This window comes from Propioniciclava sp. LT432 (assembly GCF_059515965.1).
Map to the genome: position 1 here is coordinate 1 of NZ_JCAKNE010000030.1, position 24,706 is coordinate 24,706.

Annotated in this window: 23 protein-coding genes; 11 read left to right on the top strand and 12 right to left on the bottom strand. The window is 71.8% G+C overall.

Annotation, left to right across the window (positions count from 1 at the left end):
- The first annotated feature begins 51 nt into the window (after nucleotides 1–51).
- Nucleotides 52–1,242, top strand: coding sequence for an integrase catalytic domain-containing protein (locus AC5YDV_RS15935; RefSeq protein WP_496182577.1), 1,191 nt, complete (start codon nucleotides 52–54; stop codon nucleotides 1,240–1,242).
- A 103-nt stretch (nucleotides 1,243–1,345) separates the two neighbouring features.
- Here the strand turns inward: AC5YDV_RS15935 and AC5YDV_RS15940 are convergent, their stop codons facing one another.
- Together AC5YDV_RS15940 and AC5YDV_RS15945 are read right to left on the bottom strand one after the other, a co-directional pair.
- The gene (locus AC5YDV_RS15940) at nucleotides 1,346–2,167 is read right to left on the bottom strand and encodes a Sir2 family NAD-dependent protein deacetylase (RefSeq protein WP_496184562.1); all 822 of its coding nucleotides are present in this window, start codon (nucleotides 2,165–2,167) and stop codon (nucleotides 1,346–1,348) included.
- A gap of 10 nt (nucleotides 2,168–2,177) precedes the next feature.
- Nucleotides 2,178–2,765, bottom strand: a complete 588-nt coding sequence (locus AC5YDV_RS15945; protein ID WP_496184561.1) for a carboxymuconolactone decarboxylase family protein — start codon at nucleotides 2,763–2,765, stop codon at nucleotides 2,178–2,180.
- A gap of 17 nt (nucleotides 2,766–2,782) precedes the next feature.
- Between AC5YDV_RS15945 and tdh the strand changes: the two genes are divergently transcribed.
- The 5 genes from tdh to AC5YDV_RS15970 are packed head-to-tail and all read left to right on the top strand — an operon-like array spanning nucleotide 2,783 to nucleotide 8,721.
- Nucleotides 2,783–3,820, top strand: coding sequence for an L-threonine 3-dehydrogenase (gene tdh, locus AC5YDV_RS15950; protein WP_496184560.1), 1,038 nt, complete (start codon nucleotides 2,783–2,785; stop codon nucleotides 3,818–3,820).
- A gap of 44 nt (nucleotides 3,821–3,864) precedes the next feature.
- Entirely contained in the window at nucleotides 3,865–5,964 is a 2,100-nt protein-coding gene (locus AC5YDV_RS15955) for an amylo-alpha-1,6-glucosidase (protein WP_496184559.1), read from the top strand.
- Between the two features lie 13 nt (nucleotides 5,965–5,977).
- The gene (locus AC5YDV_RS15960; protein WP_496184558.1) at nucleotides 5,978–6,997 is read left to right on the top strand and encodes a glycosyltransferase family 4 protein; all 1,020 of its coding nucleotides are present in this window, start codon (nucleotides 5,978–5,980) and stop codon (nucleotides 6,995–6,997) included.
- Nucleotides 6,998–7,028: 31 nt separating this feature from the next.
- Nucleotides 7,029–8,285 carry a glycine C-acetyltransferase gene (locus AC5YDV_RS15965; protein WP_496184557.1) on the top strand — a complete coding sequence of 419 codons (1,257 nt, stop codon included), beginning with the start codon at nucleotides 7,029–7,031 and terminating at the stop codon, nucleotides 8,283–8,285.
- 25 nt (nucleotides 8,286–8,310) lie between these two features.
- Nucleotides 8,311–8,721, top strand: a complete 411-nt coding sequence (locus AC5YDV_RS15970) for an SRPBCC family protein (protein WP_496184556.1) — start codon at nucleotides 8,311–8,313, stop codon at nucleotides 8,719–8,721.
- Here AC5YDV_RS15970 and AC5YDV_RS15975 read toward each other — a convergent pair.
- Genes AC5YDV_RS15975 through AC5YDV_RS15985 form a run of 3 tightly spaced genes read right to left on the bottom strand, consistent with a single transcriptional unit; the run spans nucleotide 8,684 to nucleotide 12,828 of the window.
- On the bottom strand, nucleotides 8,684–11,209 hold the full coding sequence (locus tag AC5YDV_RS15975) for an alpha-amylase family glycosyl hydrolase (RefSeq protein ID WP_496184555.1): 2,526 nt from the start codon (nucleotides 11,207–11,209) through the stop codon (nucleotides 8,684–8,686). The two genes, AC5YDV_RS15970 and AC5YDV_RS15975, sit on opposite strands and share 38 nt — an antisense overlap.
- Nucleotides 11,210–11,268: 59 nt before the next feature.
- Entirely contained in the window at nucleotides 11,269–12,156 is an 888-nt protein-coding gene (locus tag AC5YDV_RS15980; protein WP_496192525.1) for a DUF4031 domain-containing protein, read from the bottom strand.
- A 48-nt stretch (nucleotides 12,157–12,204) separates the two neighbouring features.
- Entirely contained in the window at nucleotides 12,205–12,828 is a 624-nt protein-coding gene (locus AC5YDV_RS15985) for a LysM peptidoglycan-binding domain-containing protein (RefSeq protein ID WP_496184553.1), read from the bottom strand.
- A gap of 193 nt (nucleotides 12,829–13,021) precedes the next feature.
- Here AC5YDV_RS15985 and AC5YDV_RS15990 point away from each other — a divergent pair, with 193 nt between their 5' ends.
- The gene (locus AC5YDV_RS15990; protein ID WP_496192526.1) at nucleotides 13,022–13,537 is read left to right on the top strand and encodes an ArsR/SmtB family transcription factor; all 516 of its coding nucleotides are present in this window, start codon (nucleotides 13,022–13,024) and stop codon (nucleotides 13,535–13,537) included.
- Nucleotides 13,538–13,549: 12 nt separating this feature from the next.
- On the opposite strand, the gene AC5YDV_RS15995 is transcribed toward AC5YDV_RS15990, so the two are convergent.
- Together AC5YDV_RS15995 and AC5YDV_RS16000 are read right to left on the bottom strand one after the other, a co-directional pair.
- A complete protein-coding gene (locus AC5YDV_RS15995; RefSeq protein ID WP_496184551.1) occupies nucleotides 13,550–14,479 on the bottom strand; it encodes a rhomboid family intramembrane serine protease in 930 nt (309 codons plus the stop codon).
- A 40-nt stretch (nucleotides 14,480–14,519) separates the two neighbouring features.
- On the bottom strand, nucleotides 14,520–15,269 hold the full coding sequence (locus AC5YDV_RS16000; protein ID WP_496184550.1) for an aggregation-promoting factor C-terminal-like domain-containing protein: 750 nt from the start codon (nucleotides 15,267–15,269) through the stop codon (nucleotides 14,520–14,522).
- Nucleotides 15,270–15,366: 97 nt separating this feature from the next.
- On the opposite strand from AC5YDV_RS16000, the gene AC5YDV_RS16005 reads away from it, so the two are divergent.
- Together AC5YDV_RS16005 and AC5YDV_RS16010 are read left to right on the top strand one after the other, a co-directional pair.
- Nucleotides 15,367–16,311: an asparaginase gene (locus tag AC5YDV_RS16005; protein WP_496184549.1), complete on the top strand. Its 945-nt coding sequence runs from the start codon at nucleotides 15,367–15,369 to the stop codon at nucleotides 16,309–16,311.
- A gap of 52 nt (nucleotides 16,312–16,363) precedes the next feature.
- The gene (locus AC5YDV_RS16010; RefSeq protein ID WP_496184548.1) at nucleotides 16,364–17,545 is read left to right on the top strand and encodes an LCP family protein; all 1,182 of its coding nucleotides are present in this window, start codon (nucleotides 16,364–16,366) and stop codon (nucleotides 17,543–17,545) included.
- Nucleotides 17,546–17,560: 15 nt separating this feature from the next.
- On the opposite strand, the gene AC5YDV_RS16015 is transcribed toward AC5YDV_RS16010, so the two are convergent.
- From AC5YDV_RS16015 to cysE, 4 genes are all read right to left on the bottom strand, one after another.
- Complete coding sequence (locus tag AC5YDV_RS16015; protein ID WP_496184547.1) at nucleotides 17,561–18,610, bottom strand: ATP-dependent DNA ligase; 1,050 nt, start codon at nucleotides 18,608–18,610, stop codon at nucleotides 17,561–17,563.
- Nucleotides 18,611–18,619: 9 nt separating this feature from the next.
- Complete coding sequence (locus tag AC5YDV_RS16020) at nucleotides 18,620–19,909, bottom strand: hypothetical protein (RefSeq protein ID WP_496184546.1); 1,290 nt, start codon at nucleotides 19,907–19,909, stop codon at nucleotides 18,620–18,622.
- Nucleotides 19,910–20,000: 91 nt separating this feature from the next.
- Entirely contained in the window at nucleotides 20,001–20,564 is a 564-nt protein-coding gene (locus AC5YDV_RS16025; protein ID WP_496184545.1) for a DinB family protein, read from the bottom strand.
- Nucleotides 20,561–21,364 carry a serine O-acetyltransferase gene (gene cysE / locus AC5YDV_RS16030; protein WP_496184544.1) on the bottom strand — a complete coding sequence of 268 codons (804 nt, stop codon included), beginning with the start codon at nucleotides 21,362–21,364 and terminating at the stop codon, nucleotides 20,561–20,563. The genes AC5YDV_RS16025 and cysE overlap by 4 nt, the downstream gene beginning before the upstream one ends.
- 69 nt (nucleotides 21,365–21,433) lie before the next feature.
- Here cysE and AC5YDV_RS16035 point away from each other — a divergent pair, with 69 nt between their 5' ends.
- Complete coding sequence (locus AC5YDV_RS16035) at nucleotides 21,434–22,426, top strand: DUF2332 family protein (RefSeq protein WP_496184543.1); 993 nt, start codon at nucleotides 21,434–21,436, stop codon at nucleotides 22,424–22,426.
- A gap of 23 nt (nucleotides 22,427–22,449) precedes the next feature.
- A complete protein-coding gene (locus AC5YDV_RS16040) occupies nucleotides 22,450–23,100 on the top strand; it encodes an HAD family hydrolase (protein ID WP_496184542.1) in 651 nt (216 codons plus the stop codon).
- A 1-nt stretch (nucleotide 23,101) separates the two neighbouring features.
- Here AC5YDV_RS16040 and AC5YDV_RS16045 read toward each other — a convergent pair whose 3' ends face one another.
- Nucleotides 23,102–24,697, bottom strand: coding sequence for a gamma-glutamyltransferase family protein (locus AC5YDV_RS16045; RefSeq protein ID WP_496184541.1), 1,596 nt, complete (start codon nucleotides 24,695–24,697; stop codon nucleotides 23,102–23,104).
- Nucleotides 24,698–24,706 lie beyond the last annotated feature (9 nt).

A 24,706-nucleotide genomic window follows, 5' to 3' on the forward strand; every position in this document is an offset into this window, starting at 1 on the left:
TTCGGGGGTGTCGTTGCCTCGCGTAAGGGTCTCCGCCTGAACGATCCGGGGATGGAGCTGACCTTGAGCGAGCGCAGGGCTGTCACGGTGAAGAAGGCGTTGGCCTACAAGGGGGCGGACCGGGCCGGGAAGTCGCGGATCCTGGACGAGTTGGTCGAGTTGACGGGCTGGCATCGTGACTATGCGCGGGCGGCGTTACGGGAGGTGCTGGTCGTCAAACCGGTCCGGCCTCGCAAGCCGCGGTCGCGGGTCTACGGCGATGACCTGCTGCCCGCCCTGGTGCGCTGTTGGACCCTGTTGCGGGCGCCGGCGGGGAAGATCCTGGCGCCGTTCATGCCCGTGCTGGTGCCCCTGCTGCGGGTGGAGGGGGAGATCGTCTTGGACGACACCCAGGCCGAGTTGTTGGCCGGTATCTCGGCGGCCACGATCGACCGGATGCTCGCCGGGGAGCGGAAGCGGATGACGCTACGCGGCCGGACGCACACCAAGCCGGGGTCGTTGTTGAAACACCAGATCCCGATCCGCACGTTCGCTGACTGGGACGATGCGACGCCGGGGTTCGTCGAGATCGACCTGGTCGCCCACGACGGTGGGGTGGCCTCGGGTGAGTACTGCTACACGTTGACGATGACCGATGTGGCGACGGGGTGGACGGTGAACCGGTCGGTGCCGAACCGGGCCCGTCGGTGGGTGATCGAGGCCATCGACCACGCCGCCGGGATGTTCCCGTTCCCGATCGTGGGGATCGATTCCGACAACGGGTCGGAGTTCATCAACCACCACTTCCTGCACTACTGCGAGACCCGCAAGATCACGTTCACGCGCGGGCGGGCGGGGAAGAAGAACGACGGCTGTTACGTGGAGCAGAAGAACTGGGCCCGGGTGCGGGAGTTGGTCGGCTACTACCGGTACGACACCGACGCCGAGCTCGAGCTGCTGAACCGGATCTGGGCGTTGGATGACGCGTTCGCGAACTACTTCCTGCCCAGCCTGAAGCTGGCCTCCAAGCACCGCGACGGCGCCAAGGTCGTCAAGAAGTACCACCAGGCCGCCACCCCGCACCAGCGTGCCCTCGCCCACCCCGCGACCCGGAAACGGCCCGTGATCACGATGAACGCCCGGTTCAAGAAGCTTCGCCTCGGTGCCCTGCAACGCGAGATCCTCCACCACACCGGACGCCTCGAAGCCCTCGCCCAGGCCAAGGGCCGTACCGCCCGGCAACGCCGTGCCGCGACCGGCTGAACCGGAGGAGACACGTGAGGCAACGACTCCTGCCGAACCGGAGGTCACAGGTGAGGCAACGACCTAATCCATCCGGAGGTATTGACATGAGGCATCACGGGGGTCAGAGTGCCGACGCGAGCGCGACGAGGGTGGGTGAGGTCCCGGCGTCCACCCGGACGTCGGCCAGCGCGTCCGCACGCGTGGGGCCGTGGTTCACGATCACCAGCGGCTTGCCCTGCTTGACGACGTGGAGGGCGAACCGCAGGCCCGACATCACGGTGAGTGACGAGCCGGCGACGAGCAGGGCGTCGGCCGCGTCGATCATCCGGTAGGACGCCTCCACGCGCGGCTTCGGAACGGGCTCCCCGAAGAACACGACATCCGGCTTGAGGACGCCGCCGCACACGTCGCACGCAGGGACGACGAAGTCGTCGGGATCCTCGATGTCGGCATCGCCGTCCGGACGCAGTTCGGCCGAGCCGGCGGGGATGTGGCCCGTCACGCCCGGGTTGGCGGCCTCCAAGCGGTCCTGCAGGGTGGCGCGGGAGGAGAGCGTGCCGCAGCTGAGGCAGACGACGCGGTTGATCAGCCCGTGCAGGTCGACCACCTCGCGCGAGCCCGCCTCGGCGTGCAGGTGGTCCACGTTCTGGGTGATGACGGGGACGCCGAGCGCCGCGAGGGCCTGGTGGCCGGCGTTGGGGTGCGCGGCACCGAAGCTGCGGAACCCCATCATCGACCGGAACCAGTACCGCCGCCTCGCCTCGGGATGCCGGACGAAGTCCTTGTACTGGATCGGGTTCGTCGGCCTGCTGTCGGGCCCGCGGTAGTCGGGAATGCCCGAGTCGGTCGAGATGCCGGCACCGGTCAGGGCCACCCACGGTCGCCCACGCAGGGCGGACGCCACGGCCTCGACCTGGTCGGGAGTCGGTTCGGGGATCGGCACGGCTCAGAGCCTACGTCCGCGGAACGGCGCACACGTCGGTGAACCCGGCCGGCGGGACGCCGAGTCCGATGTTGAAGCGGGCCCACAGGTTCACCTGGGCCACCGTGGCGGACAGCCGGACCAGGTCGTCGTCGCCGAACTCCTTCCGCAACCCGGTGACGACCTCGGGATCCACCGCTGCCGGGGTCACCGACAGCCCGTGCGCGTACAGCACCGCGAGCCGTTCCCCGTGCGTCCAGGCGCGGGCCCGTTCCGGGAGGTCGGCCTCGGCCACGGCGGCGGCCTGCGAACCCAACCACCGCAGCGCGGCGAGGTCGGCGTCCGTGACGCCGTCGGCGTGGTGGTCGTGCCAGTTCAGGTCGAGGCAGAACGCGCACCCGGCGGTCAGCGAAGCCGTCAACCGCACCAGGCGCAGGACGCGCGCCGAGGGGCGCCGGTGCTCGACGAGGGCCTCCAGCAGCCCCATGCCCAGCGCGAGGCGCGGCACCCGGGCGAGCAGGCGGGCCGGGACCATCCGGCGTCCGGTCACGCGCTCTGAAATGTTGACCCCCCAGCGCAGCGGGAGCCGAATGCGGTGGGGTTCGTCGATCAGCGGCATGGTGCCATGATGCAGGCATGCGAGCACTGGCGAAGATGCAGGCCGGCCCGGGACTCGAGCTCGTGGACCGCCCGGAGCCCGAGTGCGGGGACTGGGACGTCAAGATCCGGGTGCTGCGGGCCGGGCTGTGTGGCACGGACCTGCACCTGCAGCAGTGGGACGACTGGGCCGCCTCGATGGTGCGCGTCCCCCAGACGATCGGCCACGAGTTCTACGGCGAGATCGTCGAGGTCGGCCACGAGGTGAAGGAGCTCCAGCCGGGCGACAAGGTCTCCGGAGAGGGCCACATCGTGTGCGGCTACTGCCGCAACTGCCGAGCGGGACGCCGTCACCTCTGCATCCGGACCATCGGGTTGGGCGTCAACACGGACGGGGCGTTCGCGGACTACGTGGTGCTCCCCGTCGAGAACGTCTGGAAGCACCGCGACTGGGTCGACCCCGACCTGGGCGCCATCTTCGACCCGCTGGGCAACGCCACCCACACCGCGCTGCAGTGGCCGATGGCCGGCGAGGACGTCCTCGTCACCGGCGCCGATCCCATCGGCGTGATGGCCGCCGCGATCGCCCGCCACGCGGGCGCGCGCAACATCGTGGTCACCGACCTGTCCGACTACCGGCTCGCACTGGCGGACGCCGCGGGCGCCGACCTGGTCGTGAACTCGGGCACCACCCGCCTGCGGGACGTCCAGCTGGGGCTGGGCATGAAGGAGGGCTTCGACATCGGCCTCGAGATGTCGGGCGCGCCCGCGGCCGTGGCGGAGATGATCGACAACATGACCCACGGCGGCAGGATCGCGATGCTGGGCCTGCCGGCGTCCGACTACGCCATCAGCTGGGGCAAGGTGATCACCCACATGCTCACGATCAAGGGCATCTACGGCCGGGAGATGTTCGAGACGTGGTACCTCATGACGTCGATGCTCTCGACGTCGGATCGCCTCAAGGACGCCGTCCGTTCGGTCATCACGCACCGCTTCCCGGCCGAGGACTGGGAGGAGGCCTTCGCCACCGCACGGTCGGGCCAGTGTGGAAAGGTCATCCTCGACTGGAGCTGAGGCACCTCTGGCCTCCCGGGGTGCGGTGAACAATACTGGCGGGCATGACAGGGTGGAACGCAGGTACGTCAGCCGGCGGTGACCCGGGTGCGGTCACGATCCTCGAGGGGGCCACCTTCTGCGTGTCGGCCTCGAACGGCGACATGATCCATGGCTCCGCCCAGGGCTGGTTCTACCGGGACACCCGAGCCCTGTCGCGGTTCAACCTCCTCGTCAACGGGGTCCACGTGGAGCCGCTGGACGTCTACACCCGGAGCTCGGACCGGGCGATCTTCCTCGGACGCCTGCGCAACCCGGAGGGGCACGAGAGCACCCTGATCGTCGAGCGGGACCGGACGGTCGGGTCGGTGCTCCGCGAGGAGGTGACCGTCCGCAACTACGCCAACGAGGCGACCCGGTGCACCTTGCACATGAAGCTCGACTCGGACTTCGCCGACCTGTTCGACGTCAAGGGCGGACTGGCCGGTCCCACCCACGCCATCCGGCAGGGCTCCGCCACGCCCGACTCCTTCTGGTTGGAGGCCACGGTGGACGACCTGACCAGGCGCGCCACCGTCGTGTGTCCCGGCGCCTCGGTCCAGTCGGACGGCCTGCGGATCGCCCTGACCGTGCCCCCGAAGGGTGCCGCGTCGGCGACCTTCACGGTGGTCCCGACCCGGACGCCCAGCGACGTCGAGCAGCCGAACGATCACCACCGCCACACCGAGCGCCTCCGCGAGGAGCGTCGGGCTTGGCTGGCCCACCTCCCGGTGATCGAGTCGGACGAGGAGGACGTCCAGGCCGCGCTGCACCGGTGCCTGGTCGACCTCGCGGCGCTCCGGATCGAGGAGCCCATGTATCCCGGACGCACCGTCGTCGCCGCCGGTGCCCCGTGGTTCATGACCCTGTTCGGCCGCGACTCGATCCTGACGTCGATCCTGTCCCTCCCGGCGGATCGCTCCCTGGGCCTCGGCACTGCCCAGACGCTGGCGTCCCTCCAGGGCCGGGAGTTCCGGCCGTCCAACGACGAGGAGCCGGGGCGCATCCTGCACGAGGTGCGCCACGGGCGCGCGGCGACCGAAGCCCTCGGCGGCACCGGCATCTACTACGGGACGGCCGACGCCACGCCGCTGTTCGTCCACCTGGTCGGCGAACTCCACCGCTGGGGCGGGCTCTCCGACCACGACCTGGAGACCCTGTTGCCCCACACCGACCGCGCCCTGCAGTGGGTCCAGGAGTGGGGGGACCGCGACAAGGACGGCTTCGTCGAGTACAGCCGGCACACGGACAAGGGCCTCATCAACCAGGGGTGGAAGGACTCGTGGGACGGCGTGAACTTCGCCGACGGCACCATGGCCGAGGGCCCCATCGCGCTGTGCGAGGTGCAGGGCTACACCTACCGGGCGTGGCTGGATCGCGCGATGCTGGCCCGCCACGTGGGTGATGACCAGCGCGCCGCGGAGTGCGAGGAACGCGCCGCCGCCCTGAAGGAGGCCTTCAACCGTCGGTTCTGGCTGGACGACCGGGGCTGGTTCGCGATCGCGCTCGACGGCGCGAAGCGACCGGTGGACGCGCTGGCGTCCAACATGGGCCACTGCCTGTGGAGCGGCATCGTCGACCGCGACAAGGCAGCGTCCGTGGCGGGGCACCTCGTCTCGCCGGCGCTGTTCTCCGGTTGGGGGGTCCGCACGCTCGCCAACACCATGGGCGCGTTCAACCCGGTGAGCTACCACAACGGTTCGGTGTGGCCCCACGACAACGCGATCATCGCGCACGGGCTCATGCGCTACGGGTTCGTGGAGGAGGCCACGCGGGTGGCGTCCGCGGTGCTGGAGGCCGCGGTGCACTTCCGTGGACGCCTGCCGGAGCTCTTCTGCGGGTTCGACCGCGGGCTGCACCCCGAGCCGATCGCCTACCCGACCTCCTGCTCGCCCCAGGCGTGGGCGGCCGCCACCCCGATCCACCTGTTGCGGGTGCTGCTGCGCCTCGAGCCGGACGTCCCCCAGCGTCGGCTCCAGTTGTCGCCGGTCCTCCCCGCCGACCTGGGCACCATCCGGGTGGAGAAGCTGCCCCTCGCGGGCGGGAGCCTCACGTTCAGCGCGCAGGGCCGGGACTTCCTGGTCGAATCCAGCCCCCGCGCGCTGCGCCTGTCGAGGACTGGGTAGAGCAGGGACGATCATGCGCATCGGACTGGTCGCACCGCCGTGGGTCCCCGTGCCCCCTCTGTCGTACGGGGGCACCGAGGCCGTCGTCGACCTCCTGGCCCGGGGCCTGCAGGACGCCGGCCATGAGGTGCTCCTCGCCGCATCGTCCGACAGCACCTGCCCGGTGCCGCGGGTGCCGGGGACGATGGCGTCCGACTACGAGGCCCTCAACGGGATGGCGTCCGGGGTCGCGCACATGGTGCACGCCTACGCCGCCCTGGCCGACGTCGAGCTCATCCACGACCACACCCTGATCGGCCCCCTGTACCGGGGGCGTCCAAGCGGCGTTCCGGTCGTCGTCACCAACCACGGGCCCTTCACGGCCGAGACCCTCGTGCTGTTCCGGGCCATGGCACCCGACACGGCCATCGTGGCGATCTCCGAGAACCAGGCCGGCCACGCCGTGGACTGCCCCATCGCCCGGGTCATCCACCACGGTCTGGACTGCGACGGCATCCCGGCCGGGGCCGGGTCCGGGGGGTACGCGGCCTTCCTCGGACGCATGAGCCCGACCAAGGGGGTCGCCCAGGCGCTCCGCATCGCCCGGGAGGCCGGCGTGCCGCTGCGCATCGCGGCCAAGATGCGCGAGAGGGAGGAGCGCGACTACTTCGAGGCCGAGGTGCGACCCCTGCTCACGAGCGAGCACGAGTACGTGGGCGAGGTGTCGGACGCCGAGAAGTACGAGCTGCTGGGCGATGCGTTCGTGCTCCTCAACCCGATCCAGTGGGACGAACCGTTCGGTCTGGCGATGATCGAATCCCTCGCCACGGGGACTCCCGTGGTGGCCACGCCCCGCGGATCGGCGCCCGAGATCGTCCGGCCGGACGCCACGGGGTTCCTCGCTCCCGAGGACGAGTTGGCCGGGCTCCTGACCCGGGCCGCCGAACTCGACCGGGCGGCCTGCCGCGCCGACGTCGAGGCGCGCTTCTCCGCCGCGCGCATGACCGCCGACCACGTGCGGCTGTACGAGGAGATCCTGGCCGCCACCCACTAGGTTGGTGAGCCGTCGCCGGTGAAAGGACACCATGTACGGAGACTTCGAGAACCACCTCAAGGCGACCCTCGGCGACATCGAGGCAGCCGGCCTGACGAAGCGCGAGCGCGTGATCACGACCCCGCAGGCGGCCAGGATCGGCGTTGAGGACGCCGAGCACACCGTGTTGAACTTCTGCGCCAACAATTACCTGGGCCTGGCCGACGACGCCGCGATCCTCGCCGCCGCCCATGACGGCTTGGACGCCTACGGCTTCGGGATGGCGTCCGTCCGGTTCATCTGCGGCACCCAGACCCCGCACCGCGAGCTCGAGCGGCGGATCAGCGCGTTCCTCGGCACCGAGGACACGATCCTGTTCTCCAGTTGCTTCGACGCCAACGGCGGCGTCTTCGAGGCGCTGTTCGGCCCCGAGGACGCGATCATCTCCGACGAGCTGAACCACGCCTCGCTCATCGACGGCATCCGCCTGTGCAAGGCGCAGCGGTACCGCTACCGGAACGCCGACATGGCCGACCTCGCCGTCCAGTTGGAGGCCGCGAAGGACGCGCGGTTCAAGGTCATCGTCACCGACGGCGTCTTCTCGATGGACGGCGCCTACGCGCCCCTGCGCGAGATCTGCGACCTGGCGGACGCCCACGGCGCGCTCGTGCTCGTCGACGACTCGCACGCCGTCGGCTTCGTCGGTGCGGGCGGACGCGGTACGCCCGAGCTGTTCGGCGTCGCCGACCGGGTGGACATCCTCACCGGCACCTTGGGCAAGGCCCTGGGCGGGGCGTCCGGCGGGTACGTCAGCGCCCACGCCGACATCGTCGCGCTGCTGCGCCAGCGCGCCCGTCCGTACCTCTTCTCCAACTCGGTGGCGCCGACGGTCGTGACGGGATCGCTCGCGGCGCTGGCGTCCATCGAGGGCAGCGCGGCCGCCCGCGCGCGCCTGGTCGAGAACACGCGGCTGTTCCGCGAGCTGATGACCGGGGCGGGCTTCGACCTCGATCCGTTCGGGGGCGCCACCGGCGAGGGTGTCGTCCGGCCGGACGACGTGCCGCCCCACCCCATCACGCCGGTCATGTTCCCCGGCGAGGAGGGGGCTCGCGAGGCCGGTGCGATTGCCCAGCACATGCTGGAACACGGGGTGTACGTGATCCCGTTCAGCTTCCCGGTCGTGCCGCGCGGCAAGGCGCGGATTCGCGTCCAATTGTCGGCCGCGCACAGCACGGACGACGTGCGCGCCTGCGTGGACGCGTTCGTCGCGGCGCGCGACGCCCTTCCCGAAGCGGGCGCAGGCGCCTAGGCTCGACGCGACGAGAGGAGTCGCCATGACCTCCATCCGCCTCGAGCGTGCCCTGCCGGCCCAGCCGGCGCGCGTGTGGGACGCCCTGACCAAGCCCAACCAGATGGACGACTGGATGTGCCCCAACCCCGACCTCACCGTGTCCGCCCACGCGGACGCCCGTGAGGGCGGCGCCTTCCGCATCAACATGGGTGGGAAGTACATCGCCGGTGGTGCCTACGTGCGCCTGGAACCACCCACCCTGCTCGAGTGCACCTGGCGGTGGGAGCACGAGGCCCACACGACGGCGCTGCTCGTCGAGCTACGGCCCAACGATGACGGCGGCACCGACCTCGTGCTCACGCACGACCACTTCACCGACCCGGACGATGCCGAGCGCACCCGCGAGGGCTGGGACCTCAGTCTGGCTCGTCTGCAGTCCCTGCTGGCGGGCTGACCACCGGCGGGGTCTCCGGGCTCGTCCCCCGCCGGGTGCGGGGGAAGATGGAGTCCCACAAGCCCCGCAGGTGCAGCCGTCCGGACCGGTCGAACTGGATGCCACCCAGGCGTCCCCAGAAGCGCTCGGGTTCGCGTTCCGGCTCGGTCGGGCGCGCCTGCAGCACGACGATCGACCACGGCTCCACCGTGTACTCGCCCTGGACGGGGAGCCCCTCCTCGACCGGCCAGCAGTTGCCCTCGGCCTCGGCCCACGGTGCGGTGTCGATGATCCGGTGCCACTCGTGGGCGTTGTCGGAGTTCTCCTGCCACTCGCCCAGGTCGAAGGTGGCCGGCTCGTCGTACATGTTGAGCAGCACCCAGAAGTCGTCCCCGTCCGACTTGCCGGAGTCGATGGCGACGGCGAGCTGACGGTCGCCCGGACGCGGCGGGTCGTTCAGCGCGGTCCCGAAGTAGACGTAACTGACGGCGTCCCCGCCGATCTCCAGGTCACCCCACGTGCGCTGCCGGAAGGTCTCCTGGCCGGCGCGCAGGCGGGCCACGTAGCGGGCGAACACCAGCAGCGGGTTGACGCCGTCCGGGCCGGCGGTGGCGCCAACCACGTCGTGGTAGCCGGGCAGGTCCGGCTGGGACGGGTCCACGAGTTCCTGCGTGGGGGCGTTCGACCCGGCCTGGGCCCAGTTGTTCCAGATGCCGACGGTGTTCAGCGACCACGGGTTGTTGTTGCCGTTCTGGGTGCGCCCGTACTCGTCGCCGGAGACGATCATCGGGACGCCCCGGGCCAGGAACGTGACGAGCCAGAAATTCCGCCAGCGGGTCCGGCGCAACGCCTGGTCGCCACCGGAATCCCAGCTCATGTTGTTGTCGGAGCCGCCGTCGGAGGGACCGAACGGGTACGGCTGGTCGTTGACCTTGTCGTTGTAGGAGACCAGGTCGAACATGGTGAACCCGTCGTGGGCCGTCACGAAGTTGATGGACTTCTGGGGGCCGCCCGAGTCGTTGAAGTGCAACCAGTCGCCGTTGAAGAAGGCCATGAAGTCGTCGGTGTTGCCGTCGCCCTTCAGGTAGGCGCGCATCGCGTCACGGAACCGGCCGTTCCACTCGCCCCAGCCGGACGGGAAGTTGCCGACCTCGTAGCCCCACAGGTCCCAGGCCTCGGCGATGACCTCGACGTCGTTGCGGCGCGCCCACGTCCGGGTCTCACGGAGCAACGGGTGCTCGGGGAAGAAGCGGCGCTGGGCCTCCCAGTCCTCGGCCTCGGAGTCGTTGGGCCGACGCCCCAGGACGGGGGCCAAGTCGAAACGGAACCCGTCGACGCCCATGACGTCGTGCCAGTGGGCCAGCGAGTCCAGGACGAGTCGGCACGTGATGTCGGAGGAGAAGTTCATCTGGTTCGACGTGCCCGTGGCGCCGTCGATCAGACCGCCGTCGGCGGTGAGGGCGTAGTACTCGGTGGTCGCGAATCCCCCGAGGGTGGTGAAGCCGGCCGAATCGAGGTCGCCGCCCCAGTTGCCGCCCTCGGCGGAGTGGTTGTAGACGACGTCGAGGAACACCTCGATGCCCGCGTCGTGGAAGGCCCTGACCATCTGCTTGAACTCGCGCGTCGGCCCGCCGAGGCTCTTGTCGGAGCTGTAGTCGCGGTTGGGGGCGAAGAACGCGAGCGTCTGGTAGCCCCAGTGGTTCGTCGTGCCGGCGACCGGGCCGACCTGGTCGGAGTCGGTCTCGTGGACGGGAAGGAGCTCGATGACCGTCATGCCGAGTGACTTCAGGTAGGGCGCCATGAGGGCGGCGCCCGCGTAGGTGCCGCGCAGCGCGTCCGGCACGCTGGGCAGGTCGTCGAAGCCGGGGGCGCCGGCCAGGAGGTCGCCGAGCCTGGCCGCGGAGGGGTGCAGCGTGAGGTTCTTCACGTGCGCCTCGTAGATCGCGTTGTCCTCCTCGGGGTGCTTCGGATGGGTGCCGAACGAGGTGTCGTCCTCGACGACGACGCCCTTGGGGGCGATGGGGGCGGTGTCGATGGTGCGCCCGGGGCGTCCGTCGACGTCGATGGGACCGCTGCCGAACCACGCGCGCCGCGGCCCGACGCTCATCGGATTGTGGGTGACCTCGCGGGCGTAGGGGTCGAACAGCACCTTGTTGGGGTTGAAGTGGTTCAGCTCGTCGTCGCGGTCGGCGACGAAGCCGGCGGTGGAGCCGGGCTCCCACCCCTTGTCCCAGGGCCAGTTCGTGCCCCACGCCCGGAAGCCGTACAGGGTGCCGTGGCGGGCGCCGGCCACCCGGCCGCGCCACACGCCGTCCTCGCCGCGGGCCAGGGGGACGCTCAACTCGCTGTCGGCGTCCAGGGCCTCGGGGAAGAACTCCAGGGTCACGCGCGTGGCCTTCGGGGCGGCCACCGCGAACGTGGTCGTGCCGTCGGCCGGGTCGATGTGTGCCCCGAGAGGCCACGTGGCGTCGGCCCAGGTCTCCTCGCCCAGCGGTCTCAACAGCGTCATGGATCCCACCGTGCCACCAATGCCCGCACCCGTGCCAATTTCCCGGGAAACTGCGCCGATCACGCGGTCAGGGCCTCCAGTTCCGCGGTCATGTTCGCCCGCGCCCGTTCCGCCCACAGGTGGACGCCGGTGGGCGTCCGGTACAGCGGGTCGAGGGCCAGCAGGTGCCTCAGCACGCCCACGCGGCCGGCGACGAAGGCATCCTCGGGCACGTGGGCGTACTCCAGGCGGACGTCCCGGGTGTACACGTGGTAGCGACCCGGCAGCGCCCCGAGGATCGCGAGGTCGGCGTCCACCAGCATCGCGCCCCGCTCGTCGCCGGGTTCCGGCGCGTGCGACGCGGTGAGCCGGACGAGCCGGGCCACCTCCGCCACCTCGTCGGGGGGCAGGACGCCCGCGAGGCGCTCCTCGGCCAGCACGGCGGACGCCTCCTCGTCCGCCCCCGGGACGCCGTCGTACACGGCGTCGTGGAACCACGCGGCGAGGTGGACGACGCGATCCGTGCAGCCCAGCGAGCCCAGCGCCGCCAGGCACGAGGACAGGTGGCGCAGGTCGTGGTAGCGCCGGTGCTCCTCGCCCCACCGGCCGATGAGCTCCTCGCGCAGGGCTTCCTGCCCGGGCAGCAGCCCCGCCCACGCGTCCCGCGCGTGGGCGGCGGCGACCGGACGCGACGGCGTCCGTTGGGCCGGACGGACGCGCAGGCCGCCCGCGATGAGCCGGCGCACCAGGAGGGTGGACGGCAGCAGGGTCGCTCCGGCCGTGACCAGGTCGTCCCGGCGGGACAGGGGGTAGTCGTAGTGGTCGTGGTCGAACCCTCGCGCCGGCAGCCCGGTGGCGCGGGCGAAGGAGTGCAGTTCCTCCAGGGACGTGTCGGAGACCACGTGTCCCCACATCGTCCCGTGCGCCGGCCAGGCCGGCTCGTCGATGAGGATCATGGCGTTCAGCATGACACGACGCCCGCCCCGAGGGGGCGGGCGTCGCGGTGCAGGCCGATGTCAGGCGTTCGGGATGCGGAAGACCTCTCCGGGGTGGATGAGGTCCGGGTTCTTGATGTTGTTCAGCGCGGCGATGTCGCGCCACTTCACCCCGAAGCGCTGGCCGATTTCCGAGAGGGTGTCGCCCTTCACGACCGTGTACTCGCGGTACTGCGGCTCGGCGGCGGGCGGCGCGGGTTCGGCCGGGGCAGGCGGCTCAGCGGGGGCAGCCTGCTCGGCGGGCGCAGCCTCTGCCGGTGCCGCCGACGGGGCGGCCTGCGCGGCCTGCTCCTCGGCGTACCGGGCCTGCCGCTCCTTCATTCGGGCCACGGCGTCGGCGTCGCGCTGGGCCTGGGCGTCCGCGTCCGCGTCCGCCTGGGCCTGAGCCGCTGTGGCGTCGGCGGCCGGGTCGGGGTGGTTGAGGCCCGCCTTGGCCGCCAGTTCGTCGACTCTGGTACGGGCCTCGGTGACGGCCCGCTCGGCCCCGTCGAGCTTGGCGCGGGAGGCCGGGTCAGCCCGGGTCCCGACCTCCTGCTTGACCCGGTCGAAGTCGGCCTGCGCCTTGGCGAGGGCCTTCTGGGACGCCTCGTACTGCTCGGCGTCGTCGGTGGTCAGGGCGTCCTTGATCGAATCGAAGAGTCCCATGTTGTCCTTTCGGTTCGTCGGCCGGTGGGCGGATGGCCCGTTCGGCCGCGGCGCTTCCACCCTGCCAGAGGTCTCTTGCGGGCGACCCGGGGGTCCCCCTGAGGCCTCCCCGGGGCCCGCGGGGCGGCGTTCGACGGGATGTGGCAGGATCTCCGAGGGGGCACAACCGGAGGCGAGACCCGAGGGGAGCATGGTGGAGGAACTGGTCGCACACTGTGACGAGACGGCGCAGGTGCTCGACGACGAGCTCATCGCCTCGCGGGCCCGGGCCCTGACGAACCCGGTCCGTTGGAGGGTGATCCGCGCCTGCCTGAGCGAAGCGCTCACCAACAAGGAACTGGCAGACCGGCTGGGGGTGAACCCCGGGTCGATGCTCCACCACGTGCGTACGCTCGTCTCCACCGGGTTCCTCGCACCCGAGGGCCGTCGGCGCGGCTCCCGCAACGCCCTCGAGATCCCCTACCGCACCACCCGACTCGCCTGGCGTGCCGGCCGCACGGCCGCCGGTATCGGTGCCTACCTCCACGAGGCGGGATCCGCCGACGACGAGGGAGAGTCCGTGGTGGTGCGCCGTGTCATTCGCACCGGCGGCGCCCGACGGGACGAGCTCCGGGAGCGGCTGCAGGCATTGCTGGCCGAGTACGACGACGGGGACGGCGCCCGCCCCTGTTCGGTCGTGGTCTCCGTGCGGCCGACGCGCGACGCCTGAGGAGTCGGCGGGTCAGCCGACCAAGGTCCTGAGCGCCATCGCCACGAGGGCCAGGACGCCGAGGGCTGCCAGGGCCATCCACTGCCACGGGCGGGACTTGCGGAGCGCCACCACCAGCAGCGTCGCGAGGATGCCGCCCACGAAGCCGCCCAAATGCCCCTGCCAGGAGATGCCGGCGCTGCCCAGGATCGTGATGACCACGTTGATGCCGATCCACATCAGCACGGTCCGCGCGTCCCCACCATGGCGCAGCACGAGCACCAGGAGGGCGCCCATCAGCCCGGAGATCGCACCGGAGGCGCCCAACGTGGTCGTCGTGGGCGGGGCGAGCCACATGATGAACGCGGATGCGAGCAGGGCGGACACGAAGTACACGCCCAGGAACCGTGCCCGGCCGAGCACGCGCTCGATCGCCGGCCCGAGGATCCACAGGGCGAGCATGTTCATGCCGATGTGCAGCGGGTTGATGTGGACGAAGGCGGAGGTGAGGATCTGCCACCACCCGCCGTCCAGCGGACCGGGGAGGAAGGTGCCCTGGGCGATGCAGACGTCGGCCGGGACGCCGACGTAGGACTGGCCCTGCGTCTCGCAGATGCCGCCCGGTGTCAGGGCGAGGAGGCTCGTGAGGCGTCCGCCGGTGAGGGTGATCGCGAGCCAGACCGCCACGTTGGCGGCGATCAGGACGATGGTCGTGAGCGCGGGGTTCGTCGACCGGCGGCCACCGTAGGGACCCTCGGCCTGTCGGGTCATCGCGAGGCCCTGGGCCAGACACTGCCGACACTGGTGCCCGACCGGGGCCTCGACCATGCACTCACCGCAGATCGGATTGCCGCAACGCTGGCAGCGGACGCCGGCGAGGCGGTCGGGATGGTAGGCGCAGGTGGTGGGATAGCCGGCCGGTGGCTGCTGTTGCTGGGGCGGCCAGGTCGGTTGATCGGTCACCGGACCAGCCTAGCCGCTGCGTCAGCACCAGCCCGCTGCGTCAGTACCAGCCGTTGGCGCGCTTGAACGACCAGGCGCTGCAGGGTGTCCCGTAGCGCTCCTTGACGTACTTCAGGCCCCACTTGATCTGGGTGGCCGGGTTGGTACGCCAGTCCGCGCCCTCGCTGCTCATCCGACTGCCCGGCAGGGCCTGGGGGATGCCGTAGGCGCTGGAGGTCGGGTTGTCGGCACGCTCGTCCCAGTTGGACTCGCGCATGATGATGTTGTCGTAGCACGTGAACTGGGTGCCTCCCCAGCCGTAGAGCGACGACGCCAACTGGCGCGCGAGCTCCCGGTTCTGCGCCGGGGTGCCGCCCTGGGCGGCCGCCTTCTCAGCAGCGGCCTTCTCAGCTGCCGCCTTCTCAGCTGCCGCCTTGTCGGCAGCGGCCTTGTCGGCTGCCGCCTTCTCTGCGGCGGCCTTCTCTGCGCCGGCCTTCTCGGCAGCCGCCTTGTCGACGGCCTCCTGGGTCGCATCGATGGCCCCGGACGTGCTCACGAGCTCCGCCTTGCGCTGCTCGACGGCCGCCGCGAGAGCGGTCTCGAGCTCCTGGCGCTCGGCGTCACGGCTGGTGATCAGGGCTTGGCGTTCGGCCGCCTGGGTGTCGGCCATCGTCACGACGCCCTGCATCGAGGGGACGGCGAGTTCGGGGACGGGGGCCGGCATCGACGCCGCCACCACGCCCGTGGAAGCGGCTACCGCCAGCGCCACCGCCGAGACGGCGAGCGAACGGAGCGGGGTCAGGAAACGCACCCCGTCATGCTAAGACATTGAGAACCTTAAGGAAAATCTCAGGATGCTGGTTGCCGTCGTCCGGGGTCCGACGGGCCGTTGGTCTAGATTGCGACCCATGAGCTTGGTGGAGGCGCCCGTCGTGGCGCACGTCGTCCGAGGGAACTTCGTCGAGTCGGTCCACCGGGGCCTGGCCCTGGTCGTGTCACCGGACGGCACCGTGGAACGCGCTTGGGGCGACTCGGACACCCCGATCCTGCCCCGCTCCTCGCTGAAGCCCCTCCAGGCCGTGGCGATGCTTCGGGCGGGCGCCCCGCTGGCCGGCGAGGCACTCGCGCTCGCGTGCGCCTCCCACTCCGGCGAAGCCCGCCACCTGGCCGGCGTCCGGGCCTCGCTCAGCGCGTCCGGCTTGGGGGAGGACGCGCTGCGCAACACGCCCGGCCGACCGATCGGCGAGGGCGCGCTGGTCGCGTGGCTGGCGTCCGGGGACCGCGACGAGCGGATCGCCCAGAACTGCTCCGGCAAGCACGCGGGCATGCTGCGCGCGTGCGTCGCTGCGGGGTGGGACCTCGACACGTACCTCGCTCCCGAGCACCCGTTGCAGCAGTTGACCCGTGAGGTCGTCGAGGAATTGGCGGGCACGCCGGTCGTCGCCACCGTCACCGACGGGTGCGGGGCCCCGAACCACGCCATCGCGCTCAGCGGCTTGGCGCGCGCCTTCGGGCGGCTGGCCTCGGCCGATTCCGGCGACGAGGCGCGGGTGGCCGCGGCGATGGTCGCCCACCCGTTCCTCGTGGGCGGCACCGGCCGTCCCGACAGCGTCCTCATGGCGGACGTGCCCGGAGTGATCGCGAAGGAGGGCGCCGAGGCCGTGCTCGCGGTGGGCCTGCCGGACGGGCGCGGCGTGGCGGTCAAGGTCGCGGACGGGGCCCGAGCTGCCCGCGTCGTGGGGGCCGCCGTGCTCGCCGGCTTGGGCGTGGACGCCGACGCGGTTGCCCGACTGGGGGACGTCCCGGTGTTCGGACACGGCGAGCGGGTCGGCTCGGTGGTGGCGGTCCTCTGACTTCGGCCCGGAGTCCGATGTCCCCGGCTGCGGAGGGGGCTAGCTTGGTGGGGTGACTTCCACCGACGACGAGGATTGGCTCTACCGCCGCGGACGCTATGCCGAGGGTGATGCGACCGACCCGTCCCCGCGGTCGCCCCAGGAGCCCGAGCCGACGCGGTACGGCCAGCCGACCCCGGTCGGGCACTACGGGGAACCGGGCTCCCGGGCCTCGGCGCAGCAGGCGCACCCCGCCCCGCCGGCTCAGGCCCGGCCCGCGCAGCCCACTCCTCCTCCCCCCGCCGCACGCCCCCGCCGGCGTGGCCGCGTGCTGCTGTGGGTGGTCGTCCTGCTGTTGGCCTACGTCATCGGCGTCCCCCTGGCGACCTGGCCGTTCATGCCGCGGGTGGACGCGGAGCCGGCGGGCGACCGTCCGGCGGACACGCCCGGGTCCGTGTTCGTGCTCGCGGGCTCGGACTCCCGCGAGGGCCTGTCCCCCGAGGAGCAGGCCCGTCTCGGCACCGGCGACGACGCGGGCCGGCGCACCGACACGATCATGCTGCTGTACGTCCCGCCGAGCGGTCGCGCCGCGCTGATCTCGGTACCCCGTGACTCCTACGTGCCGATCCCCGGGCACGGCAAGAACAAGATCAACGCTGCCTACGCGTTCGGCGGCCCCCAACTCCTCGTCCAGGCGATTGAGCAGAACACCGGACTCCGCGTCGACGGCTTCGCCGAGATCGGCTTCGGCGGCTTCGCCAACGTCGTGGACGCCGTGGGTGGCATCGAGATGTGTCCCGCGACCGCGATCAAGGACCCGGCGTCGAACCTCGACATCCCGGCGGGCTGCCAACTCATGGACGGCGCGACGGCGCTGGGGTACGTGCGCATGCGCAAGGTCGACCCCGAGGGTGACCTGGGTCGTGCCCAGCGCCAGCGCGAGATGATCTCGGCGCTGGCCAAGAAGGCGGTCTCGCCGATGACGATCCTGATCCCGCCGCGGTGGTTCGGCTTGAACTCCTCCCTCTCGCGTGGCATCACCGTCGGCGAGAACACCGGGCCGGGCGAGCTGTTCGGCCTCGCCAACGGTGGCTTCCGCATCGCAACCGGACAGGGCGACACGCTGATGGTGCCCGTGGCCGACCCGAACGCCACCACGAGGGCGGGTTCGAGCGTGTTGTGGGACGACAAGAAGGCCAAGGCGATGTTCGCGGCGATGTCCCGCGGGGAGCCCGACCTCACGTCCTACGCGTGAGTCAGGCCGCGTGAGTCACGCCTCGGGGCGCAGGACGGCGTCCAGGTCGTAGGCCGGCGCCCGCTCGACCTGGTCCAGCGTGCACGATTCGGGCTCGCGATCCGGACGCCACCGCACGAACTGCAGCGCGTGCCGGAACCGCTTGCCCTCCACCTGATCGAACGCCACCTCGACCACCAACATGGGCCGGACGGGCACGAACTCACGCACCCCGGTCCGGGTCAGGTCCTTCGGACGGGGTGCGTCGTCGGCCTCCTCCCCGGTGAGGACCAAGGGCTCCAGGACCGCCGCGAGCTGCGAGCGCACGGCGTCCGGCCATGCGCCGATGCCGCCGACCGGGAGCAGGACGCCGTCGTCGAAGAGGCCGACATGGATCGACCCCACGCCCGATCCCGACTTCGACAGCCCGTAGCCGATGACCACCGCATCAGCCGTGCGGGCGTGCTTGACCTTCAGCATGACCCGCTGACCCGGGGCGTACGGCGCGTCGGTGCGCTTGGCGACGACGCCGTCCAGGCCGGCCCCCTCGAAGGACCGGAACCACTCCTCGGCCTCGTCGGGATCCTCGGTCGCACGGGTGACGTGGATCGGTGCGTCGCAGGGGAGCCCCGCCAGCAGCGCGACGAGCGCGTCGCGGCGCTCACGCTGGGGGAGCGGCGTCAGGTCGAGGTCGGCGATGGCGAGCAGGTCGAAGCACACCAGTTCCGCGGGGGTCTCGGCGGCCAACTGGGCCACCCGCCGCGCGCTGGGGTGGATCCGGACGCTCAACGCCTCCCAGTCGAGGTGCTGGGCGCCGGGCGATCCGGTCCGGACGACGAGCTCGGCGTCCAGCACCACCTGTGGGGGCAGGTGGACCCGACAGGCGGCGACCACCTCGGGGAAGTAGTCGGTCAGCCGCTTGAGGCTCCGGCTCCAGAGATCCACGTGGTCGCCGTCGCGCGCGACGATGCACCGGTAACCGTCCCACTTGGGCTCGTAGCTCCACTCACCCGGGCGACCCGGGCGCGGCACAGCCGGCACCGCGCGCGCGAGCATGGGCTCGACGGGCAGCGCGATGGGCAGCATGCGGTGAGCCTACCCACGCGGGACGTACCTCAGCCCGTGTTCCGGCGGTGGATAGAAGTGACACCGACCGGTCGGGTCGTGGGGGAGGACCTCCCGCGCGGTGATGCGCCGGCTCCGTCCGTGGCGGACGCGGTAGTGGAAGCCGAGCGGAGTCTCCCACTCGACGATGCCGGGAGCCGGCTGGGTCATCGTGAAGCCACCGTGCGTCTTCGGTCTGTGCTCGCGGCGGCCCAGGGGCGCGAGGTTCGAGGCTCGACTCTGCCGGCGCGGACCCTGTTTCGTGAAGGTCGCGGTGTGGTCGAGGTCGCCCTTGCGGCTGTTCGAGAAGGGGAACACGCTGAACGGGTCACGGACGCGCACCTGCCGGGCCACGTGGGCGGGGATCTCGTACGAATCCGCCCCGGGATCGCCGGCGAGGTCGATGACCGGCAGCAGACGAACGTGGCGGCCCCGCAGGAGTTTCGTGACCTGCTCCAGGAGCAGCGGACCGACGTCGTCGGCGCGCGCCACGCCAGAGCTGGGGTCGTCGAGTGTCTCGCGCGCGACGTGGACGACCAGGGTCGCGGCCTGGCGGGGGAGCGGCCCGGCCTCGGACGGTGTCGCCAGGGCACCCAACGCGCGTGCCTGCAGCACGGGCAGCGGTTCCATCGCGCCGTCGGCGACCTGGCTGCGGGCGATGGAGGCCACCGCGTCCTGCAGCGCGAGGGCGTCGCGCGTGTCCAGGCGGGCGACGACCAGCGAGGCGCCGTCGCCCTCGTGGGTCACCCGGACGAACCGCTCGTGCTTGCGGGCGTCGGCGCGGGCCCGGGCGAGCTCGTGGTCGGCGGCCAGGATCAACCCGCGCAGCTTGCGCTGCACACGCCCCCACGCGAGACGCCCCCAGTCCCCCTCCAGCCGTCCGTCCACCCACAGTGCGGCCTCCAGGCCGAGTTCTGCGCAGGCGCCGGCGACCTTGCGGGCCTGCCAGACCGGGACCCGCAGCGCCAGCACGGCCTGCCAGAGCAGAGGGTGCCGCTCGCGCAGGTTCATCACGTCGTGGATCAGGTTCCACGTCGAGGGGATGGACTCCTGCAGGATCGGACCCAACTCAGCGGCGAGGAACTCGGCCACCAGCGGGGTGCCGTCCGCGCCGGAGGGGATCAGGCCTTCCGTGCCGGGGAGCGTCGAGTCGGCCGTCGTGTCGTAGGCGTCGACGAGGTCGGACACGAGGACAAGCTGGCGCACCTGCGCCTGCCGCTCGTCGCGTCGCGCGGTGGCGAGCAGCTCTGCCAACCGCCTCGCGCTCTCTCGTCCGTCCATGTCCCCAGCCAACCACCCGCCTCCGACACTTCTTGAACGAGGAGGTGCCGCGTCCGGTTGAGGAGGACCCGTGTTCGGTTGAGGTGCAGGCTCAGGCGTCCACGTCGTGCAGGTGGTGCATGAGGTCGTGCACGAGGTAGGCGCCCAGCGACGCGGCCGTGAAGTGTGACCCGTTGCTGCGCAGGCCGGGCCACGTCCACTGCTCGCCGGACGGTTCGCCCCACGCCTTGGCGGCGGCCGCCGCACGCTCCTTGATGAGGATCGCCGTCACGTGCGCGTTGGCCCGCCAGTACTCCTTCTCGACCGCGGCGGCGTCCTGGTCCCAGTCGTCGAACGAGGCCCCGGCGCCCTCGCTCTCGAGGATCCGCTGCAACCGTTGCGTCATGACCTCCAGCACGTCGGCGACGTGCTGGCCGTACTCGATGGTCGACCACACCCCCGGCGTGGGCCGGACGCCGGCGTCCGGCCTCTCGAGGGCGAGCGCGAACCGGGCGGCCGCCTCGATGGTGATGCGCGGGATCGAGTCGGGCACCAACGTGGCCGGGTCGAAGCCGCACTCGGGGCAGGGACGGTCGAGGACCCAGGTCCAGTCCTTGGTGTCGGGGACCGTGGGCTCCGGGACCGTGGGCTCGGGACGGGCTCCAGACTCGCTCATGCCTGGCTCTCGTGGATGAAGTCCTGGTCCATCGACAGGGCCGGGAAGGGTTCCTTCGTCCGGCTCATCGGCTTGGCCGGGACGCCGGCGACGGTGGTGTGCGGGGCGACGTCCTCCAGCACGACCGAACCCGCCCCGATCTTGGCGCCCTCGCCGATGCGGATGTTGCCCAGCACCTTCGCGCCCGCCCCGATCATCACGCCCCTCCCGATCTTGGGGTGGCGGTCGCCGCCGACCTTGCCGGTGCCGCCGAGGGTCACTTCGTGCAGCATGGAGAAGTCGTCCTCGATGACGGCGGTCTCGCCGATGACGACCGAGGTGGCGTGGTCGAACATGATGCCGCGGCCGATCCGCGCGCCCGGGTGGATGTCGACCGCGAACGCCTCCGAGATGCGGCTCTGCAGCCACAGGGCCAGCGGATGCCGGTCCTTCACCCAGAAGTGGTGCGCGATGCGGAAGCTCTGGATCGCGTGGAACCCCTTGAAGTAGAGCAACGGCTGCGAGTAACCGCGCGTCGCCGGGTCGCGCGTGACCACGGCCTGCAGGTCGGCGACCACGGACTCCTCGATCCACGGGTCGCCCTCGAACGCCTCCTCGGCCAGGTCGAGCAGGGTCAGCGGCGACATCACCGGGTTGGAGAGCTTGTGGGCCAGCAGGCTGCCCAGCGCCTCCATCAACGAGGTGTGGCGAAGGATCGACTCGTGCAGGAAACCGCCCAGACAGGGCTCCGCCCGCATGTCGCGCTCCGCCTCGGCGCGGATGGTCGGCCAGATGTCATGGTCGGGGACCGGCTGGGTCATGACGACACCTTAGTTGTCCGGGGCCCGCGACCCCAGCCCGCGACCCAGCCCGACTCTAGGCTGGGCCCGGTGAAGGACGCCCACGCCTACGCGCGCAAGCCCATCGACGAGCTGTACCGCTGGTTCGCGGGCGAGGCCGAGCCGACCTCGCCGACCTGGGCGGCCCTCTGCCGTTGGATCGCCGACACCCCCGCCGTGGCCGCGCGCCTCGACGCCCTGCCGGGCGGCAAGCGGCAACCCAACGTGTTCCTCGGGGCGCTGCGGTTCCACGACGGACCGCTGGTCGGCGGGCCGACGTTCATCGCTTGGCTGGACGAGCACTGGCCGGACGTCGAGCGGACGATCCTCACCCGCGCCACCCAGACCAACGAGCCCGGGCGATGCGCGGTCCTCGCCCCGCTGCTGGCGTCCCTGCCGCAGCCCATCGCCCTGTGCGAGGTGGGGGCGTCCGCCGGGCTGGTCCTCCTGCCGGACCGCTACCGCTACCGCTACGACGGCGGCCCCGTCGTCCCCGGCTGCGCCGCCGCCCCGGACGCCCCGGTCCTGGACTGCGTCACCACCGGCACCGCCCCCGCCTCGCCGGCGGACCTGCGGATCGTCCACCGCGAGGGACTGGACGCCCACCCGCTGCCCGCCGACGATCCCGACGATGCCCGCTGGCTCCGCTCGCTCGTGTGGCCCGGCGAGGACGCCCGCGAGGCCCGCCTGGCCGCGGCATTGGCGGTGGCGGCGTCCGACCCGCCCCCCATCAGGCAGGGGCGTCTTCCGGACGACCTGCCCGCGTTCCTCGACCACGCCCGCACCACGGCGGACGCGCTGGGCGCGACCCCGGTCCTGATGCACTCCGCGACGCTGGCCTACCTCGAGCGTGACGGCCGCGAAGCGGTCCAGGAGGCCATCGTGGCCGGCGGCGTCCGGTGGGTGTCGTTCGAGGGCGGCAAGGTGGTACCCGCGCTGTACGGGCGGGTGCCCGATGACGGGCGACCCCACTTCGTGCTGGGGCTGGACGGCGAACCCGTCGCGCGGTGCGGCCCGCACGGTGGTTGGGTCGACTGGCTCTGAGCCGAAATCGCTACGGTGATCCGGTGACCAATCTTCGCTGGAGCACCGTCCTGTTCGACTTCGACGGCACGATCGCCAACACGATCCCGCTCATCCTCGCGTCCTACCGGCACGCCATCGAGACCTTCGGGCTGGAGCCGGCCGACGACGCGACGATTCGCTCCTGGATCGGCCGGACGCTGCCCGACATGTTCACCGAACTCGCCGGCGCCGACCGCGCCCCCGGGATCATGGCCGAGTACGCGGCCTGGCAGGACGCCCACGCCCACGAGTACCTGGAGTCGTACGACGGCGTCCACGACCTCGTGGTCGACCTCGTGGCCGCGGGGGCCCGCGTCGGCGTCGCCACGTCCCGGCGGCGGTACAGCGCGGAGGCCCTCACCCGGAGCCTCGACCTCCACCAGCTGCCGGTCCTGGTCGCCATGGAGGACACCCCCATCCACAAGCCCAACCCGGAACCCCTGCTGCTGGCCGCCGAGCGGATCGGCGCCCGCCCGTCCGAGGTGGTCTACGTCGGCGACGCCCCGGTCGACCTCGGCGCCGCGGCCGCCGCCGGCATGGCCGGCATCGGCGTCACCTGGGGCGCGGGCGTGCCGGACGCGCTGCGCACGTACCCGGCCGTCGCGGTCGTCGACACCGCGGACGAGCTGCGCTCGCTCCTGCTCGGGGCCTGACTCACCAGGCCATCGGGACGCCGTCGGCGCGCGGCTCGCTCCCGGCCACGTACCCGCCGTCGATCCGCCAGATGGCCTGGCCGCGGCCGAAGACACCGGAGTGGGCGGCCTCGGCCACGTCGTGGCCCCGCTCCCGCAGGTGGGCGACGGCCGTCGGGTCCATGGTCCTCTCGACCAGCACCTGACCGGTCGCGGCGTCCCAGAACCAACGCGGTTGCTCGAGCGCGGACTGCGGGTCCATCCCTGCGTCGATCGTGTGCAGGGCGACCTGCAGGTGCCCTTGGGCCTGCATGTGGCCGCCCATGACGCCGAACGGTCCGACGGGCTCGCCCCCGCGGGTCAGGAACCCCGGGATGATCGTGTGGAACGGACGCTTGCCCGGCGCCAACTCGTTCGGGTGGCCCGGCTCCAGCGAGAAGCCCGAGCCGCGGTTCTGCAGGGAGATCCCGGTCCCCGGGACAACGACGCCCGAACCGAACCCGGCGAAGTTGGACTGGATGAAGCTGACCATCATCCCCTCGTCGTCGGTCGCGCACAGGTAGACCGTGTCGGACGCCCGCGGGTCGACGGCCACCGGCGGCACCGCCCGCTCGCCGATGAGCGCCCGGCGCCGAGCGGCGTGCTCGGGCGACAGGAGTGCCTCGGTCGGGACGTCGACCAGATCCGGGTCGGCGACCAGCGCGTGCGTGTCGACCAGCGCGAGCTTCATCGCCTCGACCTGCGTGTGCGGATCGGCCGCGACCTCCGGCGGGAGGCCGTCCAGGATGGTCAGGGCGATGAGCGTCGCGATGCCCTGCCCGTTCGGCGGGATCTCCCAGACCTCGTGGTCGCGGTAACGCGCCGAGATCGGATCGACCCACTGGCTCGCATGGCCGGCGAGGTCGTCGGCCGACAGCAGTCCACCGGTCTCGGCGGCGAAGGCGGCGATCTTCTCCGCGATCCGACCGCGGTAGAACGCCTCGCCGTGGCTCTCGGCGATGGCGCGCAGGGTCGCTGCCAGCTCGGGCAGCGCACGCACCTCACCGACCGCGGGAGCAGGGCCGAACAGGGGCAGGAAGTGGTCCTGGGCCGGGTCGGGCCGGGTGGCCAGCCGCTCCTCCACGGCCCGGACGCCGCGGCCCCAGCCCCACGCCACCACACCCGGGACCGGGGCGCCGCCCTCGGCGTACTCGATGGCCGGCGCGAGCACGTCCGCGAACGGGAGGCGTCCGAACCGCTCGTGGACGTCGGCCCACGCGCGCACCATGCCGGGGACCGTGACGGCGTCCCAGCCGTGCTGCGGCATCGTGGTGTGGCCGCGATCCCGCAGGGCCTGGGCCGACGCGGCGGCGGGGGAGCGTCCGGACCCGTTCAGGCCGTGCAGGCGCCCGTCGGCCCAGATGAGGGCGAAGGCGTCCGAGCCGAGCCCGTTGGAGCATGGCTCGAGGACGGGAAGGCACGCGGCGGTCGCGATGGCGGCGTCGACGGCGTTGCCGCCCGCCTGCAGGATCCGCAGGCCCGCCGAGGCGGCCAGCGGGTGCGAGGTGCACACCACCCCGCGTCGTGCGAAGACCGGTTGGCGCATCCCCGGCTCTGCGAGGTGGTCGTATCGAGGCATGGGGACCAG

Excerpts from the sequence above, each read along its gene's own strand:
- AC5YDV_RS15975 (WP_496184555.1), bottom strand. The coding sequence starts at position 11,209 with ATGACGCTGTTGAGACCGCTGGGCGAGGAGACCTGGGCCGACGCCACG.
- AC5YDV_RS15935 (WP_496182577.1), top strand. The coding sequence starts at position 52 with ATGGAGCTGACCTTGAGCGAGCGCAGGGCTGTCACGGTGAAGAAGGCG.
- AC5YDV_RS15955 (WP_496184559.1), top strand. The coding sequence starts at position 3,865 with ATGACAGGGTGGAACGCAGGTACGTCAGCCGGCGGTGACCCGGGTGCG.
- AC5YDV_RS15960 (WP_496184558.1), top strand. The coding sequence starts at position 5,978 with ATGCGCATCGGACTGGTCGCACCGCCGTGGGTCCCCGTGCCCCCTCTG.
- tdh (WP_496184560.1), top strand. The coding sequence starts at position 2,783 with ATGCGAGCACTGGCGAAGATGCAGGCCGGCCCGGGACTCGAGCTCGTG.
- AC5YDV_RS15945 (WP_496184561.1), bottom strand. The coding sequence starts at position 2,765 with ATGCCGCTGATCGACGAACCCCACCGCATTCGGCTCCCGCTGCGCTGG.
- AC5YDV_RS16045 (WP_496184541.1), bottom strand. The coding sequence starts at position 24,697 with ATGCCTCGATACGACCACCTCGCAGAGCCGGGGATGCGCCAACCGGTC.
- cysE (WP_496184544.1), bottom strand. The coding sequence starts at position 21,364 with ATGACCCAGCCGGTCCCCGACCATGACATCTGGCCGACCATCCGCGCC.
- AC5YDV_RS15985 (WP_496184553.1), bottom strand. The coding sequence starts at position 12,828 with ATGGGACTCTTCGATTCGATCAAGGACGCCCTGACCACCGACGACGCC.
- AC5YDV_RS15965 (WP_496184557.1), top strand. The coding sequence starts at position 7,029 with ATGTACGGAGACTTCGAGAACCACCTCAAGGCGACCCTCGGCGACATC.
- AC5YDV_RS15970 (WP_496184556.1), top strand. The coding sequence starts at position 8,311 with ATGACCTCCATCCGCCTCGAGCGTGCCCTGCCGGCCCAGCCGGCGCGC.
- AC5YDV_RS15980 (WP_496192525.1), bottom strand. The coding sequence starts at position 12,156 with ATGCTGAACGCCATGATCCTCATCGACGAGCCGGCCTGGCCGGCGCAC.
- AC5YDV_RS16020 (WP_496184546.1), bottom strand. The coding sequence starts at position 19,909 with ATGGACGGACGAGAGAGCGCGAGGCGGTTGGCAGAGCTGCTCGCCACC.
- AC5YDV_RS16005 (WP_496184549.1), top strand. The coding sequence starts at position 15,367 with ATGAGCTTGGTGGAGGCGCCCGTCGTGGCGCACGTCGTCCGAGGGAAC.
- AC5YDV_RS16015 (WP_496184547.1), bottom strand. The coding sequence starts at position 18,610 with ATGCTGCCCATCGCGCTGCCCGTCGAGCCCATGCTCGCGCGCGCGGTG.
- AC5YDV_RS16025 (WP_496184545.1), bottom strand. The coding sequence starts at position 20,564 with ATGAGCGAGTCTGGAGCCCGTCCCGAGCCCACGGTCCCGGAGCCCACG.